This window comes from Nocardia puris (assembly GCF_003315035.1).
Taxonomy (GTDB): domain Bacteria; phylum Actinomycetota; class Actinomycetes; order Mycobacteriales; family Mycobacteriaceae; genus Nocardia; species Nocardia puris.
The window spans coordinates 247,348-265,562 of the sequence record NZ_QNRE01000003.1 but is presented as its reverse complement, the minus strand read 5'-3'; the positions used below and the strand labels follow the sequence as shown (position 1 = coordinate 265,562).

The following is an 18,215-nucleotide window of genomic DNA, read 5'->3' as shown; positions in this document are numbered from 1 at the left end:
GCGGTGGCCGTTCCGGCCACGGGGCCAATACGGTGAGACCCATGCAACCCAACGACGCGCCGGAGCATCGGAATCACCTTGCCGCACAGGTGCCGGTCGCGGTGGTGCAGTTCGCGCCCACGACCGAGCCCGCGGACAACCTCGCCGCGCTGCGCGACCACGTCGCCGAGGCGGCGCGCCGCGGCGCCCGGGTGGTGGCGGCGCCCGAGTATTCGATGTACGCCGTGACGCGCCTCGACGAGCGGGTCGTCGCCGTCGCCGAGCCGCTCACCGGGCCGTTCGCCACCGGACTGGCCGGCCTCGCGCGCGAGTTCGGGGTCCACCTGGTGGCGGGCATGATCGAACAGGTCGCGCCCGGCGCCGATCGCATCCGCAACACGCTGCTCGTGCACGGGCCGGACGGCGACCTCGTCACCAGCTACCGCAAGGTGCACCTCTACGACGCGTTCGGCCACCTCGAATCCGACGTGGTGGAGCCCGGCGCCCTCACCGCGCCGCCCGTGTTCACCGTGGGAGACGTCACCTTCGGCGTCCAGACCTGCTTCGATCTGCGCTTCCCCGAAGGATTCCGGCGTCTCGCCGCGGCGGGCGCGCAGGCGCTGCTGGTGCCCGCGCAGTGGATTCCCGGTCCCGCCAAGGTGGATCAGTGGACCACCCTGCTGCGGGCGCGCGCCATCGAGAACACGGTGTACGTCGCGGCCGCCGACCAGGCCGCCCCGCGCGGCGCGGGCGCGTCCATGATCATCGACCCCACCGGGGCGGTGCTCGCCGAACTCGGTGCAGAGCCCGGTGTGCTCACCGCGACCGTCGAACTCGACCGCCTCGCCGAGGTGCGGGCCGTCAATCCCAGCCTGGCCTTGCGGCGATTCGCGATCACCGAGCGCGCACCGGAGTAGCGTCGGAGTGGATGACCTACCCCGATCGCACGGCGGCCGGTCGCGTTCTGGGAGCCCGGCTGGAGCATCTGCGCGCATCGATGCCGCTGGTGCTCGGGCTGCCGCGCGGCGGTGTGCCGGTGGCGGCGGCGGTCCGCTCGGTCATCGGGGGCGATCTGGACATCCTGCTGGTGCGCAAGCTGGGCGTGCCGTGGCAGCCGGAGCTGGCCATGGGCGCGATCGGTGAGCAGGGCGTGCGCGTGCTCAACCCGGACGTGATCCGGCACACCGGGGTGTCGCGCGCCGAACTCGCCCGCGTGGAACGGCTGGAGCGCGCGGAACTCGAACGCCGCCTGGCCGTCTGGCGCGGGAGCGGCGGCCCGGTGCCGATCGGCGGGCGCACCGCGATCATCGTCGACGACGGCATGGCCACCGGCGCGACCGTGGTGGTGGCCTGCCGCGTGGTGCGGCTGCACCAGCCCGCTCGCGTGGTCGTCGCCGTCCCGGTGTCCTCGTCGGAGGCGGTGCATCGGGCGGCGGGCGAGGCCGACGAGGTGGTGTGCCCGCTGGTGCCACCGGATCTCGGTGGCGTGGGCACCGCGTACCGGGACTTCCACCAGCTCGCCGACGAGGAAGTGTCGGTGCTGCTCGCCTGAACGGGGCCGGCGCGCAGCCGGATTCGCCCGCCCCGGGTCACCGGTCGCCACGGCGGCGTGCGGGGCGGCGTCGATCAGACCTCGGTGATCCCCTTGCGATGGCGTTGCGCGAGTTCGGCGTAGAAGCCGGGGTTGGCGCGGACCCACATCTCGGCCTGGGTGCCTTCGATGGGGCGTTTGACCTGGGCGGGGGAGCCCGCGGCGAGCACGCCGTCGGGGATCTCGGCGCCCGGCGGCACCAGCGAATGGGCGGCGATCATGCTGCCCGCGCCGATCTTCGCCAGGTCCAGCACCGTGGTGCCGTTGCCGACGATCGCCTCGGCGCCCACCGACGCGCCGTGGAACACCACGCTGTGCGCGATGGTCGCGCCCGCGCCGATGGTCATCGGCACGTCCGGCGGTACGTGCAGCACCGCGTTGTCCTGGATATTGGCGCGCTCGCCGATGACGATGGGCGCCAGGTCGGCGCGCAGCACCGCGCCGTACCAGATGGACGCGCCCGCCTCGACGCGCACATCGCCGATGAGGGTGGCGGTGGGCGCGACGAACGCCGTCGGATCGACCTGCGGCCGTTTGCCTTCGAATTCGTAGAGTGGCACGCGTCCAGGTCTACCAGCGTTCGGCGTGCGCTGTCGCCTGCTCGGCGGCGGCCAGCATCGGCCGCAGGTGCGCGGCGAATGCCTCGGCATGCACCGGGGCCACGTGCACATCGGCGCCGGTGCGCACCGCGTAGCGGCCGTCCTCGGCGACGTCGATCCAGGAGAGCACACCGAACGGCCGCATTTCCGCACCGCGCCGCACCGAGATGACGATCTGCCCGATGCCGTCGCGCGGACGGTTGAGCAGCCGCCGGATTCGCGCGGGCGCCGACGGCCCCGAAACCGGCACGGTCACCAGATCGCGGCTGTCCTCCTTGACCCGCGACAGCGGCGAGCTGAGCCGCCCGAGCGTGCCGGGGCGCTGTTCGGGCAGGGTCGACACGATGCGCGCCGCGAGGTTCTTGGTGTTGCCGACGAACAGCCGCACGTCGCCGCCGCGGTCGGGCAGCGGACCGGGGCGCTGCGCCGCGACCACGGCCACCTCGCCGGCCGCCACCGCCAGCACGCGCACCGGCTTCGCCTCGGCGGCGGGTGCGCCGGCCGTGTCGTCCGCGGCGTCACCGGTCGCGCCGATGGCGAATTCCGCTGTGTCGACCGACCACTCGTCGTCCGCGACGGCGGGCCCGAGGGTGCGCCGGTGCTCGCCGTACACCTCCACCAGCACCGCGGGCCTGGTCAGCAGCCGCAGCGCGGCCTCCAGATCGGCGTCGAGCGTGTGCTCGCACCAGCGGTGCAGTTCGGGCAGTTGCGCGGCGCGTTCATCGGAGTCGCGCGCCGAGAGCCGGACGGCCAGCGGGTAGGGCACGCGGTCCCCGTCGGTGCGCTCCCAGGCCATGGCGAACTGGTCCGGGGTCAGCGTCCAGTTCACTCCAGCTCGGTCCATTCACCGACCACCGGGGGCGTCGTCGGATCGAGTTCGCCGATCAGCTCGCTGTTCTCCTCGCCGGGCTCCAGGAAGGTGAGATCGTCGTCCTCCCAGAGCAGATCGTCGTCGTCCTCGTCCTCCTCCGGACGCGCGGGGCGTGACGCGTTCGCCGCGACGCTCGACCCCTGCCGGGTGGTGTCGGCGGCGGCCAGCGCGCCACCCATGAGCCCGCCGACGGCGCCCGCGCCCATGCCGGTGACGGCGGCGTCGCCCGCGTTGGTCTCGCGGCGGCGCTCCTCGCGCTTGCGCTCGTCGTCGGCGGACGCGGGCGAAGTCGTGGTGGTGGGCACCGTCGCCGCGGGCACCGTGGCCGCCGGTGCGGCGGTGACCGGCGCGCCCGCGACAGGACGGACCGCGCGATCCTGCGGCGCGGCCGCTGCGGACGCGGTGTCGGCCGCGACCGGCACCGGTTTGGCCACGGCGGGCGCGGTGTCGGTGCCGCCCGGGATCGTGGGGAGCACGGCGGCGGGCGTGGTGCTCGCGGGCACGGTGGACGCCTCGGGCTCCCGCTCCGGCTGCGGTTCCTCGGCCTGCTCCGGCTCGGTCGCGCCGGGCGTCTCGGCCTGCGGCGCGGACACGACGTTCGAAACCGGTTGGGAGACAGGCGTTCCCGACGGGTCAACGGTGGTGGTGATCTGGATGCCCGGTGCGGGCGTGCCCGAACCCGGGGCGCCGATGCCCGCGGGGGCGTCGGGGAAGGCGGGCACGCCGGTGCCCGCGCCGAGGAACACGTTGGTGTAGATGCTGTCCATCGCCTGCACCACATCCTGCCGGTCGTGCTCGGCGGCCTTCTGGGTGGCGACGATGGCGGTGGCCTGGGTCGGATCCAGCAGTGCCGAGGACAGATCCGCCTCGGTCTGCTCGCCGACGCCGATGGCGGCGCGCAGCGCCTCGGCCGCGTCGCCCGCCTGGCCGAGCCGCTGGGCGACGGCGGCGAACACATCGGCCAACCGCTGGCCGTGCTGTTCGAAATCGCGGACCGCGTCGGCGGCCGCGCCCGCCGCACCGCCCCGCCAGCCGTCGGCGATGAGCGCGCGGATCTCGGTGTGCGCCTGCGCCACCGCGTCGGTGAGCCCGGTCGCCGAGCCCTGCCACGCCTGGCTGCCCGCGTGCAGCGCGACCGGGTCGAGCAGTTGCACCTTCTGATGGATCTCGCGCTGCTGGAGGTGGTCGAACACCTCGACGGTCGGCGCGTACGCCGGATCGGTGCGGGGCAGATCAGGCATGGGCCACCCCCGCCGCGTCCACCTCGGCGACGGCCGCGGCCAGCCCGTCGTCGGCCGCGCTGTAGGCGGCCGCGGCGGCGCGGAAGGTCGCCGCGAGCTCGCGCGCGGAGTCGGCGTAGGCCCGCAGCCGGGTGATCGCCTCGCCCGCCTTGCCCTCGAAGCCGGCGCGCAGCGCGTCACCGGAGGCGAATCCGCCGAACCCCGGCAGCGAGGTGGCGGCCGTGAGCCCGTGGATCTGGGCCTCCACCTGATCGGCCAGCTGTTCGTAGCGGCGCGCGCACCGTTCGTGCGCGCCGTCCGCGACGAGTACATCGTCGATCCAGAGCCTGCCCTCGTCGACAGCCTGATTCAGGTTCGTGACCTGTGGCCGCATCGACCGTCCCCCTTCCTCATCGTGCCGCGTGCCCCGCGGCCGTACTCGGTTCTCCCGCGCCGCGCCGACCCCACGGCGGCGCCTGCTCCACCGCGCGCGAGCACACCGTCGCCGCGCGCACCGGCCCGGCCGGTCACTCCCCGGGGGCCGATGGTCCCCGCAATTTTAAGCAGGTACCCGGGCGCGTTGTCCCCCGCCGATGTCGCCTTTGTCGTAAAACACCAACGGCCGAGGAAGTCGACACGCGGGGAACCCAGGCCCGCCCGATCGTGGCGCCGGGCGGGCTCGGCCGGATTTGTGAAGTGTGTCACGGACTAGCGCGAAGCTGCCGCCGCGCTGTGCGCCCGCTCCAGCAGCCAGGCGACGACATCGGCCGTCACCTCGGCGTAGCGGGGTTCGTGCAGCACGTCGTGGCCCGTGTCGGCGTATTCGTGCCAGCGCGCCCACGGGTGCCGCCCGGCCCATTCGCGCATCGCCTCCACCGGCGCGCGGCGGTCGTCGGTGCCGTGCACCGCCAGGATCGGCAGCGTCGACGGCAGCGGTGTACCCGGCGCATCGGGGCGTCCGCCGCCGAGCGCCCGGCGCGGCACGCCGGACAGCACGAGCCCCGCCAACGCCTCGTGCGGCACGCTCGGCGTGAGCGGATAGCTGGCCTCGACGGTGTTCAGATCGGTGCCCGCGCTGATGTCGGGGACGGCGGCGCCGAGCGTCCCGAGCGCCGTGACGGCGCCGAGCGAATGCCCCATCAGCACCAGCGGGCCCGCCGCTTCGGCACGCACCCGGTCCAGGAACGCGGTCGCGTCGGCCACCAGTTCGGCCAGCGTGCCCGGGTGCAGGGGATCGCCCTCGCTGAGCCCGTGCCCGAAGGTGTCCAGGGCCCACAGCCGGATGCCCGCCGCCCCCAGACTCCGGGCGAATCGGTGGTAGTGCCCGCTGTGCTGACCGAGCCCCGGCAGGAGTGCCGCCGTGGCCACCGCGTTGTCGACCGGCCACCGCCGATAGTGCATCCGGCCGCGCGCGCCGTCGAAGTAGAACATGTACCGATAGTGCCAAAACTTCTGCGACTCAGTGGAGTTCACCGTCCTGCACGGCCACCGGCTACACTTTTCCGCCGATTCGCCGTTCGTGCCCCAGCTGACCCCCTGACCGGGCCGTTCGCCGACGAGCCCGCCCGCGCCCGCTTCTCGGGGCGGTAGGGTCTGGCCTCGACGCAGGGAACACCGGTGCGAATCCGGGGCTGTCCCGCAACTGTCACCGAGGAGCGAACCGCCGCAGTACGGCCACGACCTGCCCGGGTTGGAAGGCCGGTGGGGAGCGTCGATCCGGGAGCCAGGACACCTGCGTCGGCCGGCACCGGGACGACTCCACGAGGATGGCGATGGACAACTCGATACGACACCGGCGGACACTCGGCCGCCGGGAGATGCTGCTGCGCAGCGCGGGCGCACTGGGGCTGCTCGCGACCGGCGCGCTCACGCTCACCGGCTGCGGTGACGGCGGCACCGGGCCCCAGGGCGGTCCACCGCGCGCGGGCGGCCGGTTGCGCGCCGCGATCGCCGGACGCGCCGCCAGCGTGGACGTGCTGGACCCGCACCTGGCGGGCAGCTCCGCGGGCGGTGCGGTGAGCAAGAACGTGTGGGACAAACTCGTCGCCTACAACAACGACCTCACCCTGCGCTTTCGCCTGGCCAGCGCGCTCGAACCCAACGCCGACGGCAGCGAATGGCGCATCACCCTGCGCCCCGGCGTGGTGTTCAGCGACGGCAGCCCGCTCACCGCGCGCGATGTGCTGTGGAGCTTCGAGCGGATGCTCGACCCGGCGCGGCCCTCCTCCGGCGACCTGGCCGTGGTCGACATGTCGCGCACCCGCGCCGACGGCGACCTCGGCGTGGTGGTGGCGATGAAGACGCCGATCGCGGACTTCGGTTCGGTGCTGGCCGGGTGGTACTGCTACGTGATCAAGGACGGCACCACGGTGTTCGACCGGAACACGCTGCCCGTCGGCACGGGGCCGTTCGCGCTGGCGAACTGGTCGCCGGGTGACCGGACCCTGTTGCGCCGCAACGAGAAGTACTGGGACGGCCCGGTCCACCTGGACGAGGTGGAGATCATCCAGATCGCCGAGACCGAAGCGCGCATGAACGCCTTCCTCTCCGGTGCGGCCGACACCGCGCACGAGATGTCCTACCTGCAGGCGCACACGCTGGCGAACGATCCGAACGCGCAGGTCGTCACCCCGCCCGCGGGCCTGATGGGCGCCTTCCAGATGCGGGTGGACGTGGCGCCCTTCGACGACGTGCGGGTGCGCCAGGCGATGCGGCTGGCTGTGGACCGCGAGGCCATGGTCGAGGCGGTGTACTACGGCTTCGGCTAGGTCGGCAACGACATCTACGGCAAGGGCGCGCCGTTCTACAACGACCAACTGCCGCAACGGACTTACGATCCGGAGCGGGCGCGCCAGTTGCTGCGGGAGGCGGGGCGGGAGAACCTGACCGTCACGCTGCCGACGGCCGACGCGATCCCCGGCATGGTCGAGTCCGCGACGCTGTTCGCCGAGCACGCCAAGGCCGCGGGCATCACCATCCGGCTCGAAACCGTGCCTGCCGACACCTATTTCACCGAGGTGGTGGGCACAGCGCCGCTCTCCCACATCGGTTGGTGGAACTACAGTCTGGACTACTTCTACGGCCAGACGATGACCAGCGATTCGCCCAGCAACGACTCCGGCTGGCGCCGCCCGGCGTGGGACGCCACGTTCGCGGCCGCCCGCGCGGAGATGAACCAGGAGCGCCGCAGGCAGCTGTATTTCGAACTCCAGGAAGAACTCTGGAACGAGGGCGGCTACATCCTGCACAGCTTCGCCAAGCGTCCCGATGTCGCGCACGTCCGCGTGCAGGGCGTGCGCGACGGCGTGCCGGGCACCGACGACTGGGCGAACTTCACCACCACCTGGTTGGCGGAGTAGCGGTCTCGCGGTGATCCGCTATCTGCTGCGCCGCGTCGGCGGCGCGATCGCGGTGCTGTTCGCGGTCGCGCTGGTGGTGTTCGGCCTGTTCGAGCTGCTGGATTCCGATGCCGCCGCCGTGGCGTTGAGCCGCCACGGCGGCGGTCAGCCGACGGCCGAACAGCTCGCGGCCAAACGCGCCGAACTCGGGCTCGACCGGCCCGCGCCGGTCCGATTCGCGGAGTGGACCGGCGATTTCGTGCGCGGCGACCTCGGCGATTCGCTGCTGTCGGGGCGGCCGGTGCGCGAGGTGCTGCTCGGCCGCCTCGGCAATTCCGTGGTGCTGGCGGCGATCACGGCCGCGCTGCTGATCCCGCTCGCGCTCGCGCTCGGGTTGCTGGCGGGCTCGCGTGCCGGATCGCGCACCGACCGCGCGGTGAGTTCGCTCGCCCTCGTCGCGGAGTCGTTGCCCTCCTTCGTCTCCGGGGTGATCCTGGTGGCGACGGTGTCGCTGACGTTGCATCTGCTGCCCGCGGTGTCGCTGTTGCCGACCGGGACGAGTCCGTGGGAGCGGCCGGAGATCCTGGTGCTGCCGGTGCTGTGCCTGCTGATCGGGCTGGCGCCGCACCCGGTGCGGGTGGTGCGCGCGCAGACCGCCGATGTGATGGCGAGCCCCTACATCACGGCCGTGCGGTCGAACGGGGTGGGCGGATGGCGCCTGCTGGCCCGGCATGTCGCGCCCAACGCCGTGTCGGCCTCGATCCATCCGGTCGCCGGATCGATCGTGGGGTTGATCGGCGGCGTGGCGGTGGTGGAGACGCTGTTCGCCTATCCCGGTCTCTCCCAGGAACTCTTGCGCGCGATCGCCGCGCGGGACTTCCCGTTCGTGCAGTCGGCCGCGGTGCTGATGGCGGCGCTCGGACTCGCCGTGTACCTGCTCGCGGATCTGGCGACGCTGGCGGTGAGCCCGCGTGCCCGGCGGGAAGTGCTCGGGGGTGCGGCATGAGTGCCGGGCGGTCTGTGGAAAGTATTGCTGTGCAAAGGGGTTCGAAAGTACGACTGCGTGTGGTGGTGCCCGCGACGCTGCTGCTCGCGGTGCTCGCCGTGGTGGTGCTCGGCCCGTTGCTCGCGCCGCATCCGGCCACGTCGCCGGTCGGCAGGCCGTTCACGGAGCCGTCCGGGCAGTTCCCGCTGGGCACGGATGTCGTCGGGCGCGACGTGTTCTCGCGCCTGCTGCACGGCGGGCTGTCGCTGGTCGCGATCACCGCCGCCGCGCTGATGGCGGCCTACGGACTCGGCCTCGCGCTCGGGCTGCTCGCCGGTCTGCGGCGCCGCGCCGATCCGTGGGTGTCGCGCCCGGTCGACGCGCTGGTGGTGGTGCCGTGGTTCCTGCTGCTCGCGGTGATCGCCACCGCCATGGGGCCCGGTCCGGCGGCGATCGTGGTGACGACGACGCTGGCCGCCTCACCCTGGATCATCCGCATCGTCCGCACCGCCGTGCTCGAGATCGCGGGCAGCGGTTACGTGGAGGCGGCGCGCGCCCGTGGCGAACCGTGGTGGCGCGTCGCCGTGGTGGAGGTGCTGCCGAACCTGCGTTCGGTCGTGTTGGCGGACGCGGGAATTCGCGTGTCCGGCACCATCTCGATGGTCGCGGTGAGCGGATTCCTCGGCCTCGGCCTGCGGCCGCCCTCGGCGGACTGGGCGCTCATGATCACCGAGAACCGGCCGGGGTTCGTCGTGCAGCCGTGGTCGGTGCTCGCGCCCGCCGCGCTGGTGATGGTGCTGGTGGTGTCGGTGAACCTGCTGGTCGACGGGCTGCTGGGCGGACACGTCCCGCCACCTTCGCGCCTGGCACGCCTAGCCTCCGATCCCGATGCGGGACTTGCTGTTTCCGATCTCGACGTCCACGACCGGCACGGTCGCGCCGTGCTGGAAGGGGTTTCGCTGTCGGTGGCGCGCGGCCGCAGTCTGGCGGTCGTCGGACCCTCCGGCGCGGGGAAGACGACCTTCGCCTCGGCGGTGCTCGGCGCCCTGCCGCGCGGCCTGCGCGCCACGGGCGTGATCACGACCCCGGTGACGGAGGGGTTGCGCACCGTCGGCTATGTGCCGCAGGATCCGGCGGCCGGATTGAATCCCGCGCTACGGATCGGCACGTCGCTGCGCGAGATCGCCCGCCTGCACGATCGCCGCGCCGGCGCGAGCGTCGTCGCCGCGGCCCTCGAACGCGTCGGCCTGCCCGGCACCCCCGAATTCCGCCGCCGCTACCCGCACGAACTCTCCGGCGGCCAGCAGCAACGCGTCCTGCTCGCCATGGCGCTCACCGGCAACCCCGCGCTCATCGTCCTCGACGAACCCACCACCGGCCTCGATCCCCGCACCCGCGCGGACCTGGTCGCCACCCTCACCGACATCAAGAACTCCACCACCGCAACCTTTCTCATCGTCACCCACGACCTCGCCGGCCTCGCCCCGGTCGTCGACGACGTAGCGGAGTTCGATCAGGGCAAGCTCGTCTCCTTCGGCCCGACACCTGGTTCGGATGCGGAGCCCGGCGAAAGCGGCCCGGTGCACCTGGCCGTGCGTCCGCCCGTCGGAAACGCGCTGACGCCCGGCACCCGGCAATGCGATACGACCGGCGCCCCGCCCCCTTCTCGTGGTGATGACGCGACCGAGGACACCGGCACAACCATCGCGGCAGCCGATCAGCCGGGCAGGGCGGATGCCGTTTCCGACGACGGGCCGGTCACACCGCACGGCGCATCTGCTGGTGAACCATGCGGGACGGCCGATGTTTCCGATGGCGATCCTGGCCTGTCGGAGGGGGCGCTGGGCGGCGAATTGATCTGGGCAGGAGGCACTTCGAGCCGGGCGCCGGGCGGAGCGAGTGGCGCCAAGGGCGTGGTGCCGGGACGGGCGGGCGGCGCTTCCGACGCCGAATCGAACAGGGGCGGTGGTGGTCCCGGCGTGGAATCGGTCCCGACCGGCGGTGTTGCCGCCCGCGAACCCGGCGCGCCGGTCCTGCGGGTGACCGGCCTGTCCGTCGCCCACGGACGGTGGACGCGCGTGCTCGATAACGTGGATTTCGCTGTGGCGGAAGGGGAGTGCCTGGCGATCGTCGGGCGGTCGGGTGTCGGGAAGACGACGGTGGCGCGGGCGTTGGCGGGCTTGCACGCACCCACCGCCGGGCACGTGGAGTTCGAGGGCGGGCGGGTCCCTGCGAGCGTGGATCGGCGAACTATCGCGCAGCGCAGGGCGATTCAGCTGGTCTTCCAGAATCCGGCCACGTCGCTGAATCCGGTCTATCCGGTCGGCGCGCAGGTGCGGCGCACCCTGCGCCTGCTGCACGGCCTGGACCACGAGTCCGCCCAGCGGGAGGCCCGTCGCCTGTTCGCCTCGCTGCACCTGGACGAGGCACTCCTGGACCGCCGCCCCGGCCGCCTGTCCGGCGGACAGCAGCAGCGGGTCGCCGTCGCCCGTGCCTTGGCCGCTCGCCCCGGCGTCCTCATCTGCGACGAGATCACGGCCTCGCTCGACATCCGCTCCCGCGCGGCGGTTCTCGACCTCCTGGACGATCTGCGCGGCACCGGCCTGGCCATGATCCTCATCAGCCACCAGCCCGAGGTCGTCGCCCGCCTCGCCGACCGCACCCTCACGTTGGACGGCGGCCGCCTCCACCCGGTGGGGTAGAGATCCCCGCACCCCCGAGCTCGCCGTGTCCCGGGTCGGAGGGGTGCCGGCCACCGTCCGGCCCCCTGCTACTCCGCCCGCCTCGCACCCAACGCTCGCTCCAACCGCTCCCGCACCACACGCAACTCCTCGATCAACTCCCTCGGCTCGTGCACCTCGAAGTCCACGCCGAGCCGGATCAGCCGGTGCGCCAACCACTCCGGCGCGTCGTCGCCCTCGCCGGTCAGGCGGCAGCTCGTCTCGTCGAGCGCGACGAGCTCACCCGGTGCGTCGGCGAGGGGTCCCGCGACCGCCGCGACGGGAGCGTGGATGGTCACCGACACGGGCAGCACCGGTGTGCCCCAGTTGGTGCGCGCCCCTGCCGCGTAGTCGGCCGGACTCTCGGCCGGTAGCGGGCGTGGCGTGAAGCGTGCCCCGGTCGCCCGTGGATTCTCGATCCGGTCGGCGCGGAAGGTGCGCCAGTCCCCGCGATCCAGGTCGTAGGCGACCAGGTACCAGCGGCGGCCCGAGGCCACCAGCCCGGCCGGTTCGCCGTGCCTGGCGCTCGCCCGGCCTGCCGCGTCGCGGTAGGTGAAGCGGGCGCGTTCCCGGTTCGTCACGGCGGCGGCCAGTGTGGTGAGCACCTCCGCGTCGACGGCGGGTTCCGCCGAAATGCGGTGGGAGGTAGCCGTACTCAGTACGCGAACCCGCCTGCGCAGCCGGGTGGGCAGCACCTGCTCGAGTTTGGTCAGCGCGCGCACCGATGCCTCGCCCACGCCCGCCACCGTCGACGCGGCGGCCGCCCGCAACCCGAGGGCGATGGCCACCGCCTCGTCGTCGTCCACCAGCAGCGGCGGCATGGCCGCGCCCGCCGCCAGCCGGTAGCCGCCGACCGCGCCCAGCTCCGCGTCCACCGGATAGCCGAGCGCCCGCAGCCGGTCGATATCGCGGCGCACGGTGCGGTCGGTGACGCCGAGCCGTTCGGCCAGTTCGCTGCCCGGCCACACACGGGGCGTCTGCAACAGCGAGAGCAGTTTCAGCAGGCGGGCGGGGGTGTCGTTCACGTTTTCCATCATGACGGAGAACTAGGACTTGAATGGTCCTATATGCGCTCTACCTTCGTCTACGAACGATAAGAACGACGCAGGGAGTACTCGATGACCGACCAGCAGATCCGCCCCTTCCACATTCACATCCCGCAGGCCGACGTCGACGACCTTCTCGACCGGCTGGCCCGCACCCGCTGGAGCGCCCACGCCCTGCCCGGCGACGGCTGGGAGCGTGGCGTCCCGCTGGACTACCTGAAGGAGCTCGCCGAGTACTGGCGCACCGGATTCGACTGGCGCGCACAGGAATCGGCGCTCAACGAGTTCCCGCAGTTCGTCACCGGGATCGACGGCCTCGACGTGCATTTCGTGCACGTGCGCTCCGCCGACCCCGACGCCCTGCCGCTGCTGCTCACCCACGGGTGGCCCAATTCGTTCGCCGAATTCACCAAGACCATCGGCCCGCTCACCGATCCCGCCGCGCACGGTCGCCCCGGTGCCCGCGCCTTCCACGTGATCGTGCCGTCGGTGCCCGGCTTCGCTTTCTCCGAGCACGGCCCCGATATGTCCGTGGACCGGGTCGCCCGCATGTGGATCGCGCTCATGGACCGGCTCGGATACTCCCGCTACGGCGTGCAGGGCGGCGACCTCGGCGCCTACATCGCGCCCCGGGTGGCGGCGCTTGCCCCGGACCGCGTGGTCGGGGTGCACTTGGACGGCGGCATCGGCATGCCGACGGAGGCCGACGTGCCCGGGATGACGCCCGACGAGCGCGCCGAATGGGATCTCATGGGGCAGTGGATGACCGGCGGCGTCGACCACCACACGCTGCTGCGTGCCGCCCCGCGCACGTTCGCGCACGCGTGGACCGATTCCGCGGTGGGCCTGCTGGCCTGGTTGATGCAGAAGTTCGCCGAGTTCACGCCGATGGCCGACCACGTGGAGGACGTCATCGACCGCGACCATCTGCTCGTCAACGCGAGCCTGTACTGGTTCACCGACACCGCGGGCACCTCGTCGTGGCCGATGTACGAGGGGCTGGCCGACGGCGGATTCGGCTGGCCCGCCGGGCAGACGCTGGTGCCGACCGGCGTGTACGGCGGCGGCTCGGCGCTCATGCGCAGGCTCGCCGAACGCGACAACGACATCGCGTACTGGCCGGAGGGCAACACCGGCAACCACTTCGTCGCCATGGAACAACCGGCCGCGCACGCCGACGACATCCGCGCCTGCTTCGACGCCATCGACCACCGGGCCAAGGCATCGGCCTGACCTCGGAAACACGACGGCCGCCGTGGAGAAATCTCCGCGGCGGCCGGACGTGAGTCGTCAGTTGTGCACGGACACACCGGGGTTCGGCGCGGCGGGCGCCGGAGCGGGCGCCGGGGCCGGTTCGGGTGCCTGCGCCGGCGCGGGCGCGGCGGGCGTACCCGGAGCGCCGGGCGCGGGGACCGCCGCCTGCGGTGCGGGCGCGGGCGCGGCGGGGGTGCCGGGCGCCTCGGGCGCGGGCGCCGGGGGCGGAGGAGGCAGATCCGGGACGACGAACATGCCGACCGTCGGCGTCATCACGCAGTGCGCGCCGGGGTAGCCGATGATGCCCCACATGGACGCCAGCACGGTGCCGGGACCGCTGTGCACGGTCTTGGACAGCGTGGGCATGTTGTGGTCGGTGGTGTCATCGAGGACATCGATGCCGCTGCGGCCGTTGTTCACGTTCACCCACGCGACGGTGAGCCCGGAGCTGAGCGGCACGCCCGAGTGCGCGGGGGTGGCGCTGAAGCGCAGCGTGCCCGGATCGGGGTTCTCGGCGTGGTCGGGCGTGTTGCCCCCGGTGGTGGCCGCCGCGATGATCGTGGTGATCGGGCCGTGCGTGCCGCAGCCGAAGGTGGGCGCGGCGTAGGCGAAGGGGGCCCACTGACCCGCGATCTCGCGGACCTGCGGGATGTCGAGCATGTCGGTGTACTTGTCCAGCGCGCCCACACCGGCCCGAGCGGCGGCGTCCTCGCCCGCGCGCTCGGTGAGCTGCGCGATGGCCTCGCCGATCGGCCCCTCCGGCGCGGCGGCGGCGGGCCCCGCGAAGGCCAGAACGGCGCCGAGGCCGAGAGAGGTCACCGTCGCGGCCGCACGTGCGATGGTTCTGCCGTTCACCAAGTACTCCTCGTATATGAACCACGGGATTCCCCGAACCCTGGCCAGCAACGTACCAGCTCGACGGGGCCCGCGCCGCCCGGGTCGACGCCGGATGTGACGCGGCGCGGCGCGGCGATCTCGGCGAGGGATGGTCCGCGGCGGGGCGGGTATGTGATCCACTCGACAGTGCCGGTGAACCGAGGGGTAGGTTTGCACTCGGAAGTACGAGACACAACGGGAGCTGCGTATGAAATTATCCCTGTCCCCCGACGAGGTGGCCTTCCGCGACGAGTTGCGGCAGTTCTACCGCGAACAGATTCCCGCCGAGATCCGCGAGCGCGTGAAGCGCGGGCGCGAACTCTCCCGCGAGGACGTCGTGACCGCCCACAAGATCCTCAACGACAACGGGCTCGCCGTGCCGAACTGGCCGGTGGAATGGGGCGGCAAGGACTGGACCCCCATGCAGCGCCACCTGTGGCAGGACGAGATGCAGCTGGCCTCGGTGCCCGAGCCGCTCACCTTCAACGCCCAGATGGTCGGTCCGGTCATCGCGCACTTCGGCTCCCAGGAACTCAAGGAACGCTTCCTCCCGCCCACCGCGGCCCTCGACATCTGGTGGTGCCAGGGCTTCTCCGAACCCGACGCGGGCTCGGACCTGGCCTCGCTGCGCACCACCGCCGTCCGCGACGGTGACTCCTACATCGTCAACGGCCAGAAGATCTGGACCACGCTGGCCCAGTACGCCGACTGGATCTTCTGCCTGGTCCGCACCGATCCGAACGCGCCGAAGAAGCAGGCGGGCATCTCCTTCCTGCTGTTCGACGTGAAGAGCCCCGGCGTCACCATCCGCCCGATCAAGCTGATCGACGGCGGCTACGAGGTGAACGAGGTGTTCTTCGAGAACGTCCGGGTGCCCGCCGATCAGCTCGTCGGCGAGGAGAACCAGGGCTGGACCTACGCGAAGTTCCTGCTCGGCAACGAGCGCACCGGCATCACCGGCGTTGGCCGCACCAAGGTCAAGCTCGGTGTCGCGAAGGACTACGCGCGCCAGATCAAGTCGGGGTCGGGCACGCTGCTCGAGGACCCGGTGTTCGCCGCCCGCGTCGCCGAACTGGAGAACGAACTGCTGGCGCTGGAGCTGACCCAGCTGCGGGTCGTCTCCAATTCCTCGGACGGCAAGCCGAATCCGGCCTCGTCGGTGCTGAAGCTGCGCGGCTCCGAACTCCAGCAGGCCGCCACCGAACTGCTGCTCGACATCGCGGGCCCCGACGCCCTGCCGGTGGACGCGGCCGATATCGCCTCGCCCGACTGGGCGCAGCGCAGCGGCCCCGGCTACCTGAACTACCGCAAGACAACCATCTACGGAGGGTCGAGTGAGGTGCAGCGCACCATCATCGCCTCCACGATCCTCGGATTGTGAGGTCGCGCCATGGATTTCGAACTCACCGATGAACAGGTCATGCTGCGCGACACCGTGCGTGACGTCCTGGCCCGCACCTACGATCCCGAGTCGCGGCTGAAGATCACCGACACCGAACTCGGCTGGAGTCGCGACGTGTGGGGTCAGCTCGCCGATCTCGGCGTGCTCGGCCTGGCGTTCTCCGAGGAGGACGGTGGCGTGGGCGCGGGGCCGGTGGAGACCATGCTGGTGCTCGAGGAGATCGGGCGCAGGCTGGCGCCGGAGCCGGTGCTGGACGCGGTGCTGGTGCCGGGATCGATTGTCGCGCAGATCGGTAGCGCCGAGCAGCGGCAGCGGGTGCTGCCCGCCGTGGCGGCGGGGGAGAAGCTGCTCGCCTTCGCGCACAACGAGCCCGGAGTGCGCTGGCCGTCGACCGAGTTGTTCGTCACGGCGGCACAGCAGGGCGACGGATACGTGCTGTCCGGCGTGAAAAACCCGGTGCCGCACGGGGATTGCGCCGACGAACTGGTGGTCAGCGCGAAGCTGCCCGGCGGTGGCACCGGACTGTTCCTGGTGGCCGCCGACGCGACGGGCCTGGTGCGCAAGCCTTTCCGCACCGTCGACGGTCAGCGCGGGGCGCAGATCGAATTCGACGGCACCCCCGGCGAATTGCTCGGCGGCGACCGGGACGGCGCCGAAGCGGTCTCGATCGCGCTCGGGCACGCGCACGCGGGCCTGTGCGCGGAGTCGATCGGCGCGATGGAGGAAGCGCTGCGTCTGACGACCGATTACCTGAAGGCGCGCAAGCAGTTCGGCGTCACGCTGTCGAAGTTCCAGACCCTCACCCAGCGGGCGGCGAACATGTACGTCTCGCTGGAACTGGCGCGCAGCATGAGCCTGTACGTCACGGGGTCGCTGGCCGACGACGCGCACGACCCGGTGGTCGCCTCGCGGGCGCGGTTGCAGGTGGGCCGGTCGGCCCGGCACATCGGGCAGGAGGCCATCCAGATGCACGGCGGTATCGGCGTCACCGCCGAGTACCCGGTCGGGCACTACGTCGCGCGGCTCACCGCCATCGGGCGCACCCTCGGCGGCGATCTGGACCACCTGAAGGTGCTCACGGCCGGGGTCGGCAACTACGACCTGGTCGAGCTCTGAGAAACACCAGGGGCGGCGGCGCGTTCTCGCGTCGCCGCCCCTGGTATTTCGAGGGCTACTCGTCCTCGTACTCGAACGGGTTTTCGTACTCGTTCTCGTACTCGGGCGTCGTCGTGGTCGGGCGGGCCGCCGTTGTGGTGGGCCGAGTGGTCGGCTCGGGCGCCTCGGTGGTGGGCGGGGCGGTGGGCGTGGCCGACAGAGTCCTGGTGCGGGTGGTGGTGGTCGGTGCGTCGACGTCGGCGGGTGGCGTGGTGGTGCGGCCCGGCCGCGTGGGACGGGTGGTCTCGTCCTGGTGTTCTTCGTCGGGAGAGACGGTCATGGTGACGAATCCGGCGGGCCTGCGCGGTGGGCCCTCGGGGGCGACCTGCCAGGTCGGGGAGGGTGGGATGACGATGCGTGAGCCGGTGATGGTCGCGCCGTCGTGCACGACCGCGGCGGCGGCCGGACCGTCGGGCAGCGGGGGCGGCGGCACGTAGACGTCCTCGCCGCCGATGCCGCAGGAGCCGATGACGACGAGTCCGAGGGACACCGCCCCCACGGCGGCGGCCGGCCCCGCGATCCTGGCCCTGCTGCGATCCATCCGCGAACACTCCTCGTGTACTTCGAGTGGCCCCACCTTAAACCAGGCGGGGTGGCCGGGCTATTCGGGCCGCGTCCCGCGGGGCCGCCACCGGGCATCTCAAACATCGTTAGTTCAGATATCGAAATGATTTCTTCGGCGTGTCGCGGGCACGTGTCGCGGGGTTCGGCCGTCCGCGCGACGTAGCGTGTGAGCAAAGTTACGCGTGAGACGCCTGGTTCGAGATGGGAGACGCGCCGCCCGAGTGACGGCAACACTTCGATCGGCGTCAACGAGGAGAAGATGATGGGAGCATACTCGACATCCGCGCCGCTCACCGCGGCCGCCGAAGCGAAACAACCGGCGCGGCGGGAGTCACCCGCACCGTCCGCGCGCACCATGTCCACCCCCACCCTGCTGATCAGGTCCTTCGCCTGGTTGTTCTTCGCGGGCGGCCTCGTCGGCGCCGTGCTCGGCATCGCCGGGCTGCACGTGGAGATCACCGTCGCCGGCTTGATCCTGGCCTGCACCGCCGGACTGGTCCTGCTCAAGCTCCGTGCCGACGCCGGAGCATCGTCCGAATCCGACTGAATCACAAGCCTTTCCACCCGCGCGCGTAAACCGCGTGCCCGCGCGGCGGAGTCCGTCTAGCGTGCGGT

The 18,215-nt window shown here is 72.1% G+C and carries 16 protein-coding genes, 1 pseudogene and 1 riboswitch; of the genes and pseudogenes, 9 read left to right on the top strand and 8 right to left on the bottom strand.

Going from position 1 to position 18,215, the window contains the following annotated elements:
- Positions 1 to 41 precede the first annotated feature (41 nt).
- Both DFR74_RS11310 and DFR74_RS11305 read left to right on the top strand, forming a co-directional pair.
- Positions 42 to 896: a carbon-nitrogen hydrolase family protein gene (locus tag DFR74_RS11310; RefSeq protein ID WP_067511058.1), complete on the top strand. Its 855-nt coding sequence runs from the start codon at positions 42 to 44 to the stop codon at positions 894 to 896.
- Between the two features lie 11 nt (positions 897 to 907).
- Complete coding sequence (locus tag DFR74_RS11305; RefSeq protein ID WP_067511057.1) at positions 908 to 1,531, top strand: phosphoribosyltransferase; 624 nt, start codon at positions 908 to 910, stop codon at positions 1,529 to 1,531.
- Between the two features lie 74 nt (positions 1,532 to 1,605).
- Here the strand turns inward: DFR74_RS11305 and DFR74_RS11300 are convergent, their stop codons facing one another.
- The 5 genes from DFR74_RS11300 to DFR74_RS11280 form a co-directional block, all read right to left on the bottom strand.
- Positions 1,606 to 2,130 carry a gamma carbonic anhydrase family protein gene (locus DFR74_RS11300; RefSeq protein ID WP_067511056.1) on the bottom strand — a complete coding sequence of 175 codons (525 nt, stop codon included), beginning with the start codon at positions 2,128 to 2,130 and terminating at the stop codon, positions 1,606 to 1,608.
- 10 nt (positions 2,131 to 2,140) lie between these two features.
- Positions 2,141 to 3,013: an ESX secretion-associated protein EspG gene (locus DFR74_RS11295; protein WP_228789048.1), complete on the bottom strand. Its 873-nt coding sequence runs from the start codon at positions 3,011 to 3,013 to the stop codon at positions 2,141 to 2,143.
- Positions 2,995 to 4,281 (bottom strand): PPE domain-containing protein, encoded by a 1,287-nt coding sequence (locus tag DFR74_RS11290; protein ID WP_113975066.1) that lies wholly within the window; start codon positions 4,279 to 4,281, stop codon positions 2,995 to 2,997. The genes DFR74_RS11295 and DFR74_RS11290 overlap by 19 nt, the downstream gene beginning before the upstream one ends.
- Entirely contained in the window at positions 4,274 to 4,654 is a 381-nt protein-coding gene (locus tag DFR74_RS11285; protein ID WP_067511050.1) for a hypothetical protein, read from the bottom strand. The genes DFR74_RS11290 and DFR74_RS11285 overlap by 8 nt, the downstream gene beginning before the upstream one ends.
- A 314-nt stretch (positions 4,655 to 4,968) precedes the next feature.
- Positions 4,969 to 5,691 (bottom strand): alpha/beta hydrolase, encoded by a 723-nt coding sequence (locus tag DFR74_RS11280; protein ID WP_067511049.1) that lies wholly within the window; start codon positions 5,689 to 5,691, stop codon positions 4,969 to 4,971.
- Positions 5,692 to 5,866: 175 nt separating this feature from the next.
- Positions 5,867 to 5,994, top strand: a riboswitch (cobalamin riboswitch).
- A gap of 32 nt (positions 5,995 to 6,026) precedes the next feature.
- On the opposite strand from DFR74_RS11280, the pseudogene DFR74_RS11275 reads away from it, so the two are divergent.
- The 3 genes and pseudogenes from DFR74_RS11275 to DFR74_RS11265 all read left to right on the top strand — a co-directional run bounded on the left by DFR74_RS11275 (position 6,027) and on the right by DFR74_RS11265 (position 11,285).
- Positions 6,027 to 7,619, top strand: a pseudogene (locus DFR74_RS11275) (ABC transporter substrate-binding protein).
- A 10-nt stretch (positions 7,620 to 7,629) separates the two neighbouring features.
- Positions 7,630 to 8,604: an ABC transporter permease gene (locus tag DFR74_RS11270; RefSeq protein ID WP_067511048.1), complete on the top strand. Its 975-nt coding sequence runs from the start codon at positions 7,630 to 7,632 to the stop codon at positions 8,602 to 8,604.
- Positions 8,605 to 8,633: 29 nt separating this feature from the next.
- A complete protein-coding gene (locus DFR74_RS11265; protein ID WP_170160735.1) occupies positions 8,634 to 11,285 on the top strand; it encodes an ATP-binding cassette domain-containing protein in 2,652 nt (883 codons plus the stop codon).
- Positions 11,286 to 11,353: 68 nt separating this feature from the next.
- Here the strand turns inward: DFR74_RS11265 and DFR74_RS11260 are convergent, their stop codons facing one another.
- The gene (locus tag DFR74_RS11260; protein WP_067511055.1) at positions 11,354 to 12,328 is read right to left on the bottom strand and encodes a helix-turn-helix transcriptional regulator; all 975 of its coding nucleotides are present in this window, start codon (positions 12,326 to 12,328) and stop codon (positions 11,354 to 11,356) included.
- Positions 12,329 to 12,421: 93 nt separating this feature from the next.
- On the opposite strand from DFR74_RS11260, the gene DFR74_RS11255 reads away from it, so the two are divergent.
- Entirely contained in the window at positions 12,422 to 13,582 is a 1,161-nt protein-coding gene (locus DFR74_RS11255; RefSeq protein WP_067511046.1) for an epoxide hydrolase family protein, read from the top strand.
- A 57-nt stretch (positions 13,583 to 13,639) separates the two neighbouring features.
- On the opposite strand, the gene DFR74_RS11250 is transcribed toward DFR74_RS11255, so the two are convergent.
- On the bottom strand, positions 13,640 to 14,458 hold the full coding sequence (locus tag DFR74_RS11250; protein WP_067511045.1) for a hypothetical protein: 819 nt from the start codon (positions 14,456 to 14,458) through the stop codon (positions 13,640 to 13,642).
- A gap of 229 nt (positions 14,459 to 14,687) precedes the next feature.
- Between DFR74_RS11250 and DFR74_RS11245 the strand changes: the two genes are divergently transcribed.
- Complete coding sequence (locus DFR74_RS11245; RefSeq protein ID WP_067511044.1) at positions 14,688 to 15,860, top strand: acyl-CoA dehydrogenase family protein; 1,173 nt, start codon at positions 14,688 to 14,690, stop codon at positions 15,858 to 15,860.
- 9 nt (positions 15,861 to 15,869) lie between these two features.
- Positions 15,870 to 16,997 (top strand): acyl-CoA dehydrogenase family protein, encoded by a 1,128-nt coding sequence (locus tag DFR74_RS11240; RefSeq protein ID WP_067511043.1) that lies wholly within the window; start codon positions 15,870 to 15,872, stop codon positions 16,995 to 16,997.
- 55 nt (positions 16,998 to 17,052) lie between these two features.
- Here the strand turns inward: DFR74_RS11240 and DFR74_RS11235 are convergent, their stop codons facing one another.
- The gene (locus DFR74_RS11235; RefSeq protein ID WP_067511042.1) at positions 17,053 to 17,577 is read right to left on the bottom strand and encodes a hypothetical protein; all 525 of its coding nucleotides are present in this window, start codon (positions 17,575 to 17,577) and stop codon (positions 17,053 to 17,055) included.
- Positions 17,578 to 17,862: 285 nt separating this feature from the next.
- Between DFR74_RS11235 and DFR74_RS11230 the strand changes: the two genes are divergently transcribed.
- The gene (locus DFR74_RS11230) at positions 17,863 to 18,147 is read left to right on the top strand and encodes a hypothetical protein (RefSeq protein WP_411719598.1); all 285 of its coding nucleotides are present in this window, start codon (positions 17,863 to 17,865) and stop codon (positions 18,145 to 18,147) included.
- Positions 18,148 to 18,215: the final 68 nt, after the last annotated feature.